Source organism: Candidatus Accumulibacter necessarius (assembly GCF_036625085.1).
The window spans coordinates 562638-575529 of the sequence record NZ_JAZKUM010000002.1 but is presented as its reverse complement, the minus strand read 5'-3'; the positions used below and the strand labels follow the sequence as shown (position 1 = coordinate 575529).

The window sequence follows — 12892 nt, the reverse complement described above, 5'->3', positions numbered from 1 at the left end:
CAATCAATGCGGCCAGCGAAGTTACCGCGCCGGCAGTCACAGCCCCGGCCGGCCTGACGGTCGCGCCATCACTCTGCTCGACGGCGTGAATGGTCGCTGCGACGCTTTGCTGCCACAGCGATATTGATTTAATTGCTGCGTATACGCTAGGCTCAGGGACTCAGGGGCTTGGGGAGAACGGCAAAGTGGTCTGGACGGTGTTGAGCGACTTCTCGTGCCTGCCTCTGGCGTACCGCATGCCGCGCCCTTCCTTTGCCTCGCACTTGGCTTCCGGCTAGCGACCATGGCCGGCCATCAGGCAATCCGTGCGGTCGGCGAAAGCGTTCTCTCGATGATGCGTGAGGGCTGCCCCTTCACCGCACTGCAACTGGGCCCCGACGCCAAGTTTGAATTTGCCTTCTTCAATACCCTCGTCGCCGACACACCACCAGCGGAAGGCTTTTACTTCTGCCTGTGGCGCGTCGGGATCGGCGGCACGCCACGCCGGTTGCCACCACGCCGCGACCGCGCCGGCCAGGTATTCAAGCCATCGCTACCCGTGGACCTCTATTTCCTGCTCCTGCCGGTTGCCAGCAGTGCCGACAAACAGGCCTTGATGCTCGGTTGGGCCCTGGGCTTCATGAATGACCTGCCGGTCCTCTCCGGTGAGACCATCAACCGCTACACCAAGGGCGAACCGGCCGTCTTCGACCCTGACGAATCGGTCGAGCTCATCGCTGACCCGCTAGCCACTGCCGATTATCTTGCCCTGTGGGACCGCGTGAAGACAGGCTTCCAGGCCGGCATGACCTACGTCGCCCGGATGGTGCTGATCGACTCCGACCGGCCGGAAGTCCAGGGGCGCCTGGTCACCGAGCGCGAATTCGGGCTGCGGCAGGTGGAAACACGGCGATGAGCGACGCCCTGCTCGACAGGCTGTTGCTTCCTGCCCAGACTGGTCTCCGTTTCCTCGACGCCTATTCGGGCCGGGCGATCATCGATGGTCTGCGTTGCACCCTTTACCGTCGGCGCGACCGGCGCGCGCTTGGTGTCGGAGTGGTCACCCCGTCGGGCGTCCATCACTGGCCCGAACTCGCAGCCCCCTGGCGCCACGAGCTTGCCTCCCCACCGGCGCCACCACAGACCAGCCACAGCGAGGTGATCGTGGAAGACCGCTTCGACCGCTACCTGCCGCTGCGCCTGCCATGGCCGCCCGAGCCGGACAGCGCTTCAGAACATATCACCAGCGTGATGCTCTCCTCGGCACCACAACGCAATGCCCCGTCCGGCGCCGGCACTGTGCACGGCCTGCTCACCGACGAGTCAGGCTTCCCCGCCGCGTGGGTGCGCGTTCTCGCGACCGACACGCAGTCGCGGACCACCGTCGGCATGAGCGACGATACGGGGCGACTGACCTTGCATCTGCCCTTCCCGCGGCCTGAGCGCCGGACGCCGAAGAGCCCGCCGGACTCGCCGCCGGCAGCGCCGACGATGGCTGCAACGATTACCTTGCGGATGTTCCATGATCCGGACATCGGTGCCGAAGCCCTGGCTGCCGCAGCACAAGGCAACCCGTTCCTGACGGCTCCTTTACTGCCGGGCTGGACCGCCCAACCAGAAGTCCGCGCGCTCGCGCGCCTCGGCGCAACCGACCCCTTTGGTCCCTTGCGCCTCGAACCCGACCGGCCCAGCGTGCCTGTCACCGAAGGCTTGCCCCCTAACCGTTCGGAATTGCGGCTGACGCCGCTTTGATTTGCAAGGAGATTGCGATGCCCGAATACCTGGCCCCAGGCGTCTTTGTCGAAGAGGTCTCGTTCCGCTCAAAAACCATCGAGGGCGTGAGCACCACCACGACCGGCTTCATCGGACCCGTACGCTACGGACCGGTCACCGAGCCGCCAGACGTCATCACCAGCCTCAGCGAGTTCGAACGTAGCTACGGCGACGGCCGGCGGCTCGCCTTCAACGCCGATGGCGCCCTGGAAAGTCACAACTTCATGTGGCACGCCGCACGTGCCTTCTTTGAAGAGGGTGGCAAACGAGTATACGTCAGCCGCGTCTTCCGGCCCCTGTCTGGCAGCTACCCGCCGGCCGACCTGGCAACCACGACGCCTGGCGCCAAACCTTACGCCGACGGCCATGGGCGCATTTCGGTCGGCAACTCGCCCCGATTCCGGATCATCGCCAGTCATCCGGGCGCTGCCGGCAACCTGCGCCTGCGCTTCGGTCTCAAGCTCGGGCCGAATGTGCTCGGCGCGCTGCCCGATCCGACGCTGACCAACCAGTTCATCCCGACCATCAGTAACCTGCAGGAGGGCGACGTGGTCTGGATCGCTTCCGCCCAGGCCTTCGCCGCCGTGCTGCCTGATGCCTCGCCACCGGGCGAGCGCGGCGTCGACCAACTGCCGATCTACGTCGCCAGAAAGAACGCCGCCGGCGCCTGGCGTTTTTCAGCCGGCGGTCTGCTCCCCAGCCCGCCCCCGGCAAATCCCGCCGTCGACCTGACCCTCGATGATTTCCGGCTCGACTCATCGCCCGGCTCGGGCGATTCAATCCGTCCCCTGACGCTGTCCCTGGACGTGCTGTCGGACGACGGCGGCCGCAGCCTCGGTGCCTGGAGCGGCCTGCCGCTCGATCCCGACCACAGGACGGCGGGTGTGCCGGATTCGATCTTTGATCTGTTCAGCGGTACCGGCAACCGCAACCTGCCCATCGTGCTGGTGAAGGACAGCATCGCGAGTGGCCGCGACCTGCTCGAAGCCCTCGACACCCTGCCCGGGGTCGACTTCAAACTCAATCCGGCCGAATGGGACGACGCCGGGCATAGCGGTGAACTCGATGCGCTGCGCAAGAAACTCGAGCGGGGCCTCAGCGGACTGGCGATCCTCGACGGCGGCAACGACGGCCTGCTGCCGGGCCGCACCGAGTACCAGGGACGCGCCGACCCGACGCAGGATTACAGCACCGGCTTCAAGCAGTTCGAATCGATCGAGGACATCTCGATCGTCGCCGCGCCGGGATCGACCTGGCACTACGCGGCGCGCGTCGACGACGTCAACGCGATCACCAACCTGCTGATCGCGCACGCCGAATACATGCGCTACCGGATCGCGGTCATCGACCCGCCCGAGGCGCAGAAAATCGCCGACGTGCGCAAACTGAAGGCCAAGCTCGACAGCAAGTACGCGGCCCTCTACTACCCCTGGGTCCGCATCTTCGACCCCATCACCCGGCAGGCGATCAACCTGCCCCCGTCAGGCTTCGTCGCCGGCATCTATGCGCGCAACGACAGCGAACGCGCGGTCTACAAGGCGCCGGCCAACGAAGTGGTGCGCGGCGCGATCGGCTTCGAGACGCTGATCAACACCGCCCAGCAGGAAGTGCTCAACCCCGAGGGAATCAACTGCTTCCGCTTCTTCGAAGGCCGCGGCTACCGGCTCTGGGGGCACGCACGATCAGTTCCGACCCGGAATGGAAGTACGTCAACCTGCGCCGCTATTTCGCCTACCTCGAACGGTCGATCGACAAGGGCACGCAGTGGGCGGTGTTCGAGCCCAACGGCGAAGCGCTGTGGGCCAACGTCCGTGCGACCATCCGCGACTTCCTGATCAATGAATGGGCGAACGGTGCGCTGCTCGGCGACAAGCCCGAGAAAGCCTTCTTCGTGCGCTGCGACCGCTCGACGATGACCCAGAACGACCTCGACAACGGCCGCCTGGTCTGCCTGATCGGCGTCGCGCCGCTGAAGCCGGCCGAGTTCGTGATTTTCCGCATCGGCCAGTGGACGGCTGACCGCCAGGGCTAAGCGCACCCAACCCTAAAGAATCCCGGAGACCAACATGGCAGTCCTACGCGATCGACCCTATGTGCAGTTCAATTTCCACGTCAACCTCGGTGACGGCGTAACCAACACACCACAGGCCGGCTTTCAGGAAATCAGCGGCATCGGCATGGAAGTGACAATCACCGAATACCGGCCCGGCAACTACGCCTTCAACAACGTGATCAAGACCCCCGGCCTCAACAAGGCGACCGACGTCACGATGAAGCGCGGCGTCATCGGCTCGCTCGACCTCTACAAATGGCTCGACGACGTGCGCAACGGCATCAACAACGGCCGCGCACGCTGACCGTCGAGCTGAAGAGCGAAGACCGCAGCACCACGGTGCAGACCTGGCGGTTGATCAACGCCGTGATCATGAAGCACCAGAGCGGCCCGCTGAGCGCCAAGGGAACCGACGTCGCAATGGAAGAGCTGACCGTCTCTTACGAGCGGCTTGAAATGGAGTAGCACGTGCGGCTGTTCCCCGGAGTGCGTATCGTCGATCTGCCGGCACCGCTGGACGACGGCCTGCCAGTGATGGACGTACCGGTGTTCGTCGGCTTCGCCGAGCGTGGCCCGCTCGACCGGCCGGTCGCGCTCGAAGACCCGGCGCACTACACGGCCGTCTTCGGTGGCTCGCTCGACCTCGTGCTGGCCGCCGAAGCCGAGGAAAGCGGCAGCGGCCAGCCGCCGATGATGCGCGCCCACCTGCCGGCGGCGGTCGCCAGCTTCTTCGCTGGTGGCGGCCGGCGCTGCTACGTGATTCGCGTCGCCGACCGCGAACAGGCCGCCTGCGCGCGCTTCCCGCTCGACGGAATGCGGCTGGCCACGCGCCCGGCCGGAGCATCGACCTGGCGGCTCGCCGACGATGACTTCGCGCTGACTGCCGCCAGCCCCGGCAGCTGGGCCGACCCGTACGAAGTCGCGGTCCGGCTGCGCAGCACGCCGGTGCATGCCGAAGACTGCCTGGCCAGTGGTGACCTGCTGCGGGCGCGGTCGCCGCGCCACGCGCAGATCACCGGCTGGCTACGCGTGGCGCGGCGACCGCGCCCGGAAACCCTGCAGCAAACCCTCGCCGGCGCCGGCCCGCCGGACTGGTTGTGGACAGCGGCCAGCGGCGAAGCCGACGGCGACTTCTCGCCACCGCCTGCCCCACCGGCTTCGCCGCCAGCGCCGATCGATGCGGCGGACTGGCAGTTCGAACGAATCCGCGTCGACCTGGCACTACGCCATCCGCAGCACGGCGAAATTCGCCGCGAAGACTGCGGCCTCGCTGCTGGCGCCAGCAACCTGCCGTGGTTCGAAGCCGATGCCGCCGGTCGTCACGACGCCGGCGAAGCATTGCCCGCGGCTGATTGGCCACTGGCCGGCGCGACGGCACCAGTGGACATCACCGACGACGAGGCTCCCTGGCTGTTGCTGCCAGTCGGAGTGGACGCGTTTTTCGGGCCCTGGACACCAGCGGTCAGTGACGGTCGCGACGCACTCAGCCGCAACGGGCTGGCCGACTATCGACCGCACTTGTTCACCGACCCGCTATGGAGCGACCAGCTGCCCGACACGAACGACGCCGCCATCCTCGCCGCTGCGCTGCAACGCATGCCACGCGGCAGCGAACTGCGCCGCTGGGCCGACGACATCCGCTTCTTCGCCACGACACCACGCCGGCTGCTCGGCCTGCACGGCGCGCTCGGCCGCGACGATGCGGTCAGCCGCGACGCGACCTGGATTGCCGTCCCCGACGCCGTCCATCCCGGCTGGCAGCGCGAGCAAGCGACGCCGGTACGCAGCGGCCAGCTGCTGGCAACACCCGACGCGCCGTGCGGCCACTCGTCGGACAGCGCTTTCGCCGACTGCCGGCCACCGCCACCGCGTATTCCGCAGGCACCGCGACTGCAGCTCGATGCGCTGCGGGCAACGCCAGAAAGCCTGGCGATCGCCCCGGCCGACAGCGAGTGGACGATCGTCAGCATCGACAGCGACGCCGACTCGTCGCCGCCTGGCGCCGCGCGCGTCTCGTTCGAGCTGCAGATCGCCCGGCGGCCCGACTTCGCCGACGCGCGGGCACTTACGGCGAGCGATGGCGAGGCCGACGACAGCCCGCCCTGGCATCCCGACGACGGTTGCCTGGCGTACGTCCAGCCGACCGTCGTCGCCGGCCCGCGCCACTACGCGCCCAGCCGTTACCGGCTGTGTCTGTCAGCCGGCTGTTATTTCCTGCGCGCCCGGAGCTGGCGGGCCGGTCGTTACAGTGACTGGTCCGGGACCGCCGAAGTGCTGGCGCGCGCCATCGGCTGGCGCAGCCGACCAGCAACGCCCGAGGATGGCCGCTCGCCGCTTTACGCCGTCCATTGCGCGCTGCTCGACCTGTGTGCCGCGACGCGCGAGCATTTCGCGCTGCTCGCGCTGCCCGCCGACTGGACCGCCGGCCAGCTCGGCAGCCATGCCAACGCGCTGCGCCGGCATGCGGCGAGCGATTTCGCCGCGGCCAGGTCCGACAGCTTCGTCGCGCTGTACCACCCGTGGCTGCTGCGCCAGGATCTGGCGCCCGCAGCGCAAAAAGGCAACGGCGACCTGTGCGCGCAACCCCCGGAGGGCGCAGTGCTCGGCATCCTGACGCGGCGCAGCCGGCAGCGCGGCGCCTGGGCCGCCGCCGGACTCGACGCGCTGCCGAAGTCGTCGCGCTGGCAGGCCAGACGACCGACGCCGAAGCCATCGAGACGGTTGGCGTCAATCCGGTCGAGCGACGCCCCACCGGCATCGCCGCGACCGGCGCGCGAACGCTGTCGGACGACGCCGACTGGCGGTCGATCGGCGTCCGCCGCTTGTTCATTCTCCTGCGCCGCCTCGCCCGGCGGGAGGGCGAACGCTACGCCTTCGAGGCCAACGATCTGACCCTGCGGCGTAGCCTTGAACACCGCTTCGACGCCCTGCTGCAGCGCCTCCTGCAGCGTGGCGCCTTCCGCGGCGACAATGCCGCTGAAGCGTACCGGCTGCACACTGCCAGCGGCAGTACTTTCGACCAGGAGGTCGACCGCGGTGAATGCAGCCTCGAGATTCGCGTCGCGCCGTCGCTGCCGCTGCGTTTCCTGACCCTGCGCGTGCTGCGCAGCGGCGACCAGTTGTCGTTCGAGGAGCGGTGAATCGATGAACGCTGCCAGCCCCAACGATAACGATCGCCGCCAGTGGCAGCCGTTTCCGGCGTTCAACTTCGTCGTCGAGATCGTCCGCGACGACCAGAGCAAAGCACTCGCCGGCGGCGCCTTTTCCGACTGCGACGGCATCGAGGTGTCGCAGGAAGTCAAGACCCTGCGCGAAGGCGGCAACCCGAACCGGGTGCATCGTCTCGCCGGTCCGGTGGCGTTCGGCCAACTGACGCTCAAACGCGGCGTGACCCACGGCTTCGACCTCTGGCAATGGTTCTCCGACAGCCTCGCCAATCCGGCGCTGCGCGCCGGCGTGACGATCAGCGTGCTGCAGAGCGACCGCCGCGAGTGGGGCCGTTTCGTCCTCAGCCGCTGCCTGCCGGTCCGCCTCAAGGCGCCGACGCTCAACGCCCGCGACGGCAACGTCGCCGTCGAGGAACTGCAGATCGCCTACGAAACCTTCCGCTGGGAGGACAAGAGCAATGCCTGAAGTCGACGTCCAGCACGCGCGGCTGATCGAACTCAAGGACGACCTGTCCGACGTCAAGCCATCGGGCAAGGTGGTCGAGGTCCAGTTCAACCCCGAGTCGCTGAAGCTGTCGTATGCCAACCAGATCCAGACGCAGGCCAATGGGTCGTCGAACGCTCGGCCGCCGACCGGCAACCAGTCGCAGGGCACGCCGGCACGCCAGTTCGTCGGCACCGGCACGAGCAAGCTCGCCGTGCAGTTGTGGTTCGACGTCAGCGCCGCCACCAGCGCGCCATTCATGGTCGACGACGTCCGCCGGCTGACCGGGCAGGTCCTCTATTTCATGAAGCCCAAACCGCCGGCCGCCGGCGCGCGCGACGCCGCGCAGCGCACACCACCCGGTATTCGCTTCTCCTGGGGCGACTTCCTGTTCGACGGTATCGTCGAGTCGATCGAGGAAAACGTCGAATTCTTCGCCAGCACCGGCAAGGCCTTGCGCGCCAGCATGACGCTCAACCTGATCCAGCAGGATATCCTGGTTCCCGACTTCAGCCAGGCGGGCGACGGCCGCATACCGGGAACCAGGCCGCTCTGGCCAGCTGGCGGCGGCCAGCCGCTGCAGCAGATGAACGACGCGCAGCCAGGCGGTGGCGGTGGTTCACCGGCCACCGGCGGTAGCGGCAGCGGTGCGGGCGGGGTGGGCGGCCCTGGCGGGGCGGGCGGGCGGGCGGCGGCGGGCGGCGCTGGTGGCGCTGGTGGCGGCAGCCCGTCGGGCGGCGCAGCGGCGCCCTTCGGCGCCGGCATCGGACCCGGGGGCAGCACGCCGGTCGGTGGCGCCGCCTTCCAGTCCGGCGGCTGGCAGAAAGTCGCTCTGGCCAACGGCATCGAGAACCCACGCGCCTTGGCGCCAGGCCAGTTGCTTGACCTCGGCGCGAGCAAGCCGCGCATCGTCACCGGTTGAGAGGCCGTCCATGGGCGTCGTGATCCAGGAATTCGAAGTCTTGCCGGCAGCCAGCCCGGCCGCCGCACCAGCGCCGGCCGCTGCCGCCGAAACCACCGGCAACCCGCCGCCGGCGCGACCGTCCGAAGTGCAGCGCCTCGAGTTCGAACGGCGACAACGCGCCTTGCGGCTGTTTGCTCACTGACCCCGACGACGGAAACGCCGCCATGCCTGAAGTCGCGATTCCCCTCCACAGCGCCCGCCCGGCGCTGGCAATCGACGGTCGCCCGGCCGACGACCTCGCTGCCGCGCTCAACGACTTGCGCGTCGAGAACCGCAGCGACGGGCTCGCGCACAGCGAACTCACCTTCGGTAACTGGGGCCTGCGCAACGGCCAGTCAACGACTACACGCTGTTCACCCGCGACCGGCTCGAGTTCGGCAAGCGGATCGAGGTCAGTCTGTCGGGCCAGCGCGTCTTCGCCGGCCGGATCATGGCACTCGAAGGCCGTTTCCCGCACGGTGGCATCCCCGAGTTCGCGGTCTTCGCCGAAGACCGGCTGCAGGATCTGCGCATGAAGCGGCGCAGCCGCATTTTTGAGCAGCAGAGCGACGCCGACGTCGCCCGCCAGCTCGCCGGCGAACACGGCCTGCAAGCGACCATCGACCTGCCCGGCCCAACGCATGCGCTGCTCGCCCAGGTCAATCAGAGCGACCTCGCTTTCCTGCGCCAGCGGGCACTCGCCGCTGGCGGCGATCTGTGGCTCGAAGACGACACGCTGCATGTGGTGCGCCGGCCGGCGCGCGCCGGCGCGACGATCGAACTCGCCTATGGCAGCACCCTGCTCGGCTTCGAGGTGCGTGCCGACCTCGCACTGCAGCGCAGCCGGCTGACGGTCAGCGGCTGGAGCCCGGCCGACAAGCAGGCGATCAGCGAGTCGGCAACAGCGTCGGTGCTGAGCGGCGAAGCGGGCGCTGGCGACAGCGGCGCGGCGCTGGTCGAGACGGCGCTTGGAGCCCGTGCCGACACCGTCGCGCACCTCAACCCAAGCGATGCCAGCGAGGCACGCGCCGTCGCCGAAAACTGGCTACGCCAGATCGGCCGCCGTTTCGTCGTCGGTCGCGGCAAGGCGTCGCCCGATGCGCGGCTGAAGCCCGGTGCGCGCGTCGAACTGTCGGGACTCGGCCCGCTGTTCAACGGCAGCTACACGGTCAGCGAAGTGTGCCACCGCTTCGACCTGGCCGAAGGGCTGCGCAGCGAATTCACCGTCGAGCGGCCGGCAATCGGCCGCCCCTGACCGAACGGAAGAGAAATGTTCGACCCCACCCCCAGCGAAGCACTGTACAGCGACCGCCTGCCACTTGGCTGGGGTGGCCGCTGGTACGGCTGCTACCCGGCGATCGTCACCGACCTCGTCGACCCCGACGGCGCCGGCCGGATTCGCGTCACCCTGCCATGGAGCCCCGACGGGATGGCAGCCGCTACGAAGCATGGGCTCGCATGGCCACGCTGTTCGCCGGCAATGACCGCGGAAGCTGGTTCATGCCCGAAGTCGACGACGAGGTGCTGGTCATCTTCGAAGGCGGCGACGTGCGGCGGCCATTCGTCGTCGGTGCCCTGTGGAATGGCCGCGACCAGCCGCCGACCAGCGCCGACCAGCGCAACGTGAAGAAGATCATCAAGAGCCGCAACGGCGTCCTGATCACCATCGAAGACCAGGACGGGCAGGAAAAGCTGCGCCTCGAAACACCGGGCGGCTGCTCGGTGACGCTCAAGGACGGTCCCGGGTCGATCGAGGTGCAGGACAGCAACGGCAACAGCGTCAAGCTCGAAGCCGCCGGCATCACGGTCAATGCGGCGGCCAAGGTCAGCGTCAGCGCCAGCCAGGTCGAGGTTTCGGCCGGCATGGTTTCGGTCAGCGCCGGCATGTCGCGCTTCTCGGGAGTTGTTCAGGCGGACACGGTGATCACCAACACGATCATCGCCGCGACCTACACCCCTGGCGCGGGGAACATCCTGTGAGCACGAAACACGTCCTGCGCTGGGTTGGCGCCGAGGCTTTCGTCGCCGGTGGCGGGCAACCCGGCGACATCCGGTCGGGGCCGGCGCTGCTGCGCTTCGACGGCGATGATTTCATGGATCGCATGCTGGCGCTGCTCGCCGAACAACCGCAGAATCTGCCCGAACTGGTCGCCAAAGCCGAAAACTGGCAGGAGATCGGCGATCCGACGCCGCTGCCCCCGTCGCTGGCGCCCACTGACAAGCCGCTCTCCCGCCCCGCGCGTGCACTGGCACGGGCACGTGAGCTGGTCGCCTTCCGGCGTCGCAACCGGCCCCCGCGAAGCCCGCTGATGACGCCGCAGGCCATCGACCGGGCACTCACCGAGGCCAGGCCGCTCAAGCTGTTCCAGCCCGTGCACCAGCGCTACTATCTGGCCGCCGCACACCTGGTCTGCGAACTGCCCGGCCTGCCGCCACGGGTCACCGCTACCGGCGACCGAAGCGGCTTCGTCATCCGCCGGCTGGTCGGACCGTCCGGACGGGCACAGTCCCGCCGCGAATACGGCTTCGTCAAGGATGCCAGCGGCCATGGCCGCTGGCTGGAGGCCAGACATCCCGACGCCGACACGGTTCCCGGCGAAGAACTGCTACCGCTTTTCCCGCTCGCCTACACGCCACCCGCCGGCCCGCCACGGCGGCTGCTCGCCGGAACGATCCCGGTCGCCCGACACGACGAATACTGCTTTGCCGGGCGTGCCAGCGCGGCGGGGCAAGCGGCTGAGCACAAGAATGCGCGGGCGATCAATAACGCCAGGGCGCTCGCCCGCATGAAGGTGATCGCCCCCTGGCAGTCACTGATCGAAAGGGCCTACCAGAGCGGCGGCGCGAGCATCGGACTGACGGCAGACACGCCGTGGCAGGACGACGAGCCACCGCCCAGCGCGACGGCGAACACGCTGAAGACCACGAACGACCAGCTCGTCGAAGCATCGTGGCGGCTGCTGCAGGACATGCGCGAGTTCCTGCTCGCAAGCTTCACGGCGCTGACCGGCGAAGTCCTCACGTCGGGCAACCTCGAACGTCACGATCGGCCCCAGTTGCAGGCGCTGCTCGACTTCCTCGGCCAGACTACCTGGACAGCGCCACCCGCGGAGGCCCCGGACGAAGACCGGCCACAACTCAGCGACGACGTGCTTGACCTCGCCGACCCCTACGCACACGCCTCGTTGCTGGCCGCGCTGGCCGCTCTCGACGAGGACACGTCGCAGAAGCTCGACGGCTTCGAGCAGGCGTTCCCGGCCGGCACGGGCTGGCCGGGCTGGGCGTTTCCGCTGGTCTACCTGCTCGGCGGCCTGCCGGAGATGGATACCGTCATCGTGCGCAACGTTCCCCGGCTGAGCGGCCCGTTCCGCGACTGGACCCTCCCCGAGTTGACCTTGCCGGACGGAACCATCGTTCCGGAAAGCCGGCAGGACGCCGACAACCGCCACCTTGAACTGCTCTTCGACAGGCTGGCCGCAGCGATCGCCGAAGCCGGCGAGACTGAACCCAGCGAGCTGCGCGCCGACGCGCAGGCGCCATCGGCAGCGCAACTGGCAAGCGAGATTGCTGCCAGTCTGGTCGACGAACCCGGCCCGCCGCGCTACCTGGTTCGCTTCGTCCATCGCCGCTGCGACTGCGGACCGCTGCACCCGCCAGTGATTTCGGCGCCGTCGGAGGTATTCGAGCTCGCCGGCTTTTTCGACAGCGAGGCGCCGATGCGGCCGATCCGCATCGCGCTACCTTTTGACACCACCCCTGGCGGGCTGCGCAAGTTCGGCAAGAACAGCGCCTTCATCATGTCCGACGTCCTCTGCGGGCAAATGAAACGCATCCGGCGACTGGGCTTTGGCGACCTCGTGCTGTCGGTGCTGCCATGGCCGTTCCACAAGGACCTCGACGTCGCCGCCAGCGGCCCGTGCAGCGACCCCGGTGGTCGTTTCGGCACCATCTGCTCGCTGTCGATCCCGATCATCACCATCGTCGCCTTCGTTCTGCTGATCGTCATCGCGACGCTGCTCGACCTGATCTTCCGCTGGTTGCCATTCCTGATCGCCTGCTTCCCGGTGCCGGGGCTGAAAGGAAAGAACAAATGAACGATGCCGACCTCTACGGCCGCGGGCTGGCCTTCCCGATCCGTGTCGCTGCCGACGGACGGCTCGCCTGGTCGGCCGGGGAAGCGAACGTACGCGAATCGCTGCACCTCGTGCTGCTTACCGGCCAGGGTGAGCGCCTGCGCCGGCCTGATTTCGGCGCCGGGCTCGAGCGCTTCCTGTTCGAACCGAATACCCCGGCCACCTGGCGCGCGATCGAGGAGCGCATCCGCAAGAGTCTCGAGCGCTGGGAGACCCGCCTGCGCGTCGAGCGCGTCGAGGTGCGGGCTGATCCCGACGATGCCGAAGCAGCGCTGGCAACGCTGACCTTCACCCTCGTCGCCAGCGGCGAAGCCGGTCGCAGCACGCTGGCCATCCCGGTTCGTGGCCGATAGGAGTCCG

13 protein-coding genes and 1 pseudogene are annotated in these 12892 nt (G+C 68.2%); all 14 read left to right on the top strand.

From position 1 onward, the window contains the following. The first annotated feature begins 283 nt into the window (after positions 1–283). The 14 genes and pseudogenes from V5B44_RS06905 to V5B44_RS06840 all read left to right on the top strand — a co-directional run bounded on the left by V5B44_RS06905 (position 284) and on the right by V5B44_RS06840 (position 12885). Positions 284–895: a Pvc16 family protein gene (locus tag V5B44_RS06905; RefSeq protein ID WP_332358348.1), complete on the top strand. Its 612-nt coding sequence runs from the start codon at positions 284–286 to the stop codon at positions 893–895. Further along, entirely contained in the window at positions 892–1731 is an 840-nt protein-coding gene (locus tag V5B44_RS06900; RefSeq protein WP_332358347.1) for a hypothetical protein, read from the top strand. Before V5B44_RS06905 ends, V5B44_RS06900 begins: the two co-directional genes overlap by 4 nt. Before the next feature lie 17 nt (positions 1732–1748). Next, positions 1749–3784: pseudogene (locus tag V5B44_RS06895) on the top strand (phage tail sheath family protein). Positions 3785–3818: 34 nt separating this feature from the next. After that, positions 3819–4109, top strand: a complete 291-nt coding sequence (locus V5B44_RS06890) for a phage tail protein (RefSeq protein ID WP_332358346.1) — start codon at positions 3819–3821, stop codon at positions 4107–4109. Then, positions 4061–4270 carry a phage tail protein gene (locus V5B44_RS06885; RefSeq protein ID WP_332358345.1) on the top strand — a complete coding sequence of 70 codons (210 nt, stop codon included), beginning with the start codon at positions 4061–4063 and terminating at the stop codon, positions 4268–4270. The genes V5B44_RS06890 and V5B44_RS06885 overlap by 49 nt, the downstream gene beginning before the upstream one ends. 3 nt (positions 4271–4273) lie before the next feature. Continuing rightward, positions 4274–6697, top strand: coding sequence for a hypothetical protein (locus V5B44_RS06880; protein WP_332358344.1), 2424 nt, complete (start codon positions 4274–4276; stop codon positions 6695–6697). Continuing rightward, complete coding sequence (locus tag V5B44_RS06875) at positions 6628–6945, top strand: hypothetical protein (protein ID WP_332358343.1); 318 nt, start codon at positions 6628–6630, stop codon at positions 6943–6945. The genes V5B44_RS06880 and V5B44_RS06875 overlap by 70 nt, the downstream gene beginning before the upstream one ends. Positions 6946–6949: 4 nt before the next feature. Further along, a complete protein-coding gene (locus V5B44_RS06870) occupies positions 6950–7438 on the top strand; it encodes a phage tail protein (RefSeq protein WP_332358342.1) in 489 nt (162 codons plus the stop codon). Beyond that, positions 7431–8378, top strand: coding sequence for a peptidoglycan-binding protein (locus V5B44_RS06865; protein ID WP_332358341.1), 948 nt, complete (start codon positions 7431–7433; stop codon positions 8376–8378). The genes V5B44_RS06870 and V5B44_RS06865 overlap by 8 nt, the downstream gene beginning before the upstream one ends. Before the next feature lie 10 nt (positions 8379–8388). Beyond that, positions 8389–8562 (top strand): hypothetical protein, encoded by a 174-nt coding sequence (locus V5B44_RS06860; RefSeq protein ID WP_332358340.1) that lies wholly within the window; start codon positions 8389–8391, stop codon positions 8560–8562. 171 nt (positions 8563–8733) lie between these two features. Then, positions 8734–9654: a phage late control D family protein gene (locus V5B44_RS06855; RefSeq protein WP_332358569.1), complete on the top strand. Its 921-nt coding sequence runs from the start codon at positions 8734–8736 to the stop codon at positions 9652–9654. Between the two features lie 203 nt (positions 9655–9857). Continuing rightward, the gene (locus tag V5B44_RS06850) at positions 9858–10379 is read left to right on the top strand and encodes a phage baseplate assembly protein V (RefSeq protein WP_332358339.1); all 522 of its coding nucleotides are present in this window, start codon (positions 9858–9860) and stop codon (positions 10377–10379) included. After that, positions 10376–12493: a hypothetical protein gene (locus tag V5B44_RS06845; RefSeq protein WP_332358338.1), complete on the top strand. Its 2118-nt coding sequence runs from the start codon at positions 10376–10378 to the stop codon at positions 12491–12493. The genes V5B44_RS06850 and V5B44_RS06845 overlap by 4 nt, the downstream gene beginning before the upstream one ends. Further along, complete coding sequence (locus V5B44_RS06840; RefSeq protein ID WP_332358337.1) at positions 12490–12885, top strand: GPW/gp25 family protein; 396 nt, start codon at positions 12490–12492, stop codon at positions 12883–12885. The genes V5B44_RS06845 and V5B44_RS06840 overlap by 4 nt, the downstream gene beginning before the upstream one ends. Positions 12886–12892: the final 7 nt, after the last annotated feature.

What these genes read in the sequence shown, in the direction of transcription:
- V5B44_RS06905 (WP_332358348.1), top strand. Translation starts at nt 284, where the DNA reads ATGGCCGGCCATCAGGCAATCCGTGCGGTCGGCGAAAGCGTTCTCTCG.
- V5B44_RS06900 (WP_332358347.1), top strand. Translation starts at nt 892, where the DNA reads ATGAGCGACGCCCTGCTCGACAGGCTGTTGCTTCCTGCCCAGACTGGT.
- V5B44_RS06890 (WP_332358346.1), top strand. Translation starts at nt 3,819, where the DNA reads ATGGCAGTCCTACGCGATCGACCCTATGTGCAGTTCAATTTCCACGTC.
- V5B44_RS06885 (WP_332358345.1), top strand. Translation starts at nt 4,061, where the DNA reads ATGGCTCGACGACGTGCGCAACGGCATCAACAACGGCCGCGCACGCTG.
- V5B44_RS06870 (WP_332358342.1), top strand. Translation starts at nt 6,950, where the DNA reads ATGAACGCTGCCAGCCCCAACGATAACGATCGCCGCCAGTGGCAGCCG.
- V5B44_RS06865 (WP_332358341.1), top strand. Translation starts at nt 7,431, where the DNA reads ATGCCTGAAGTCGACGTCCAGCACGCGCGGCTGATCGAACTCAAGGAC.
- V5B44_RS06860 (WP_332358340.1), top strand. Translation starts at nt 8,389, where the DNA reads ATGGGCGTCGTGATCCAGGAATTCGAAGTCTTGCCGGCAGCCAGCCCG.
- V5B44_RS06850 (WP_332358339.1), top strand. Translation starts at nt 9,858, where the DNA reads ATGGCCACGCTGTTCGCCGGCAATGACCGCGGAAGCTGGTTCATGCCC.
- V5B44_RS06840 (WP_332358337.1), top strand. Translation starts at nt 12,490, where the DNA reads ATGAACGATGCCGACCTCTACGGCCGCGGGCTGGCCTTCCCGATCCGT.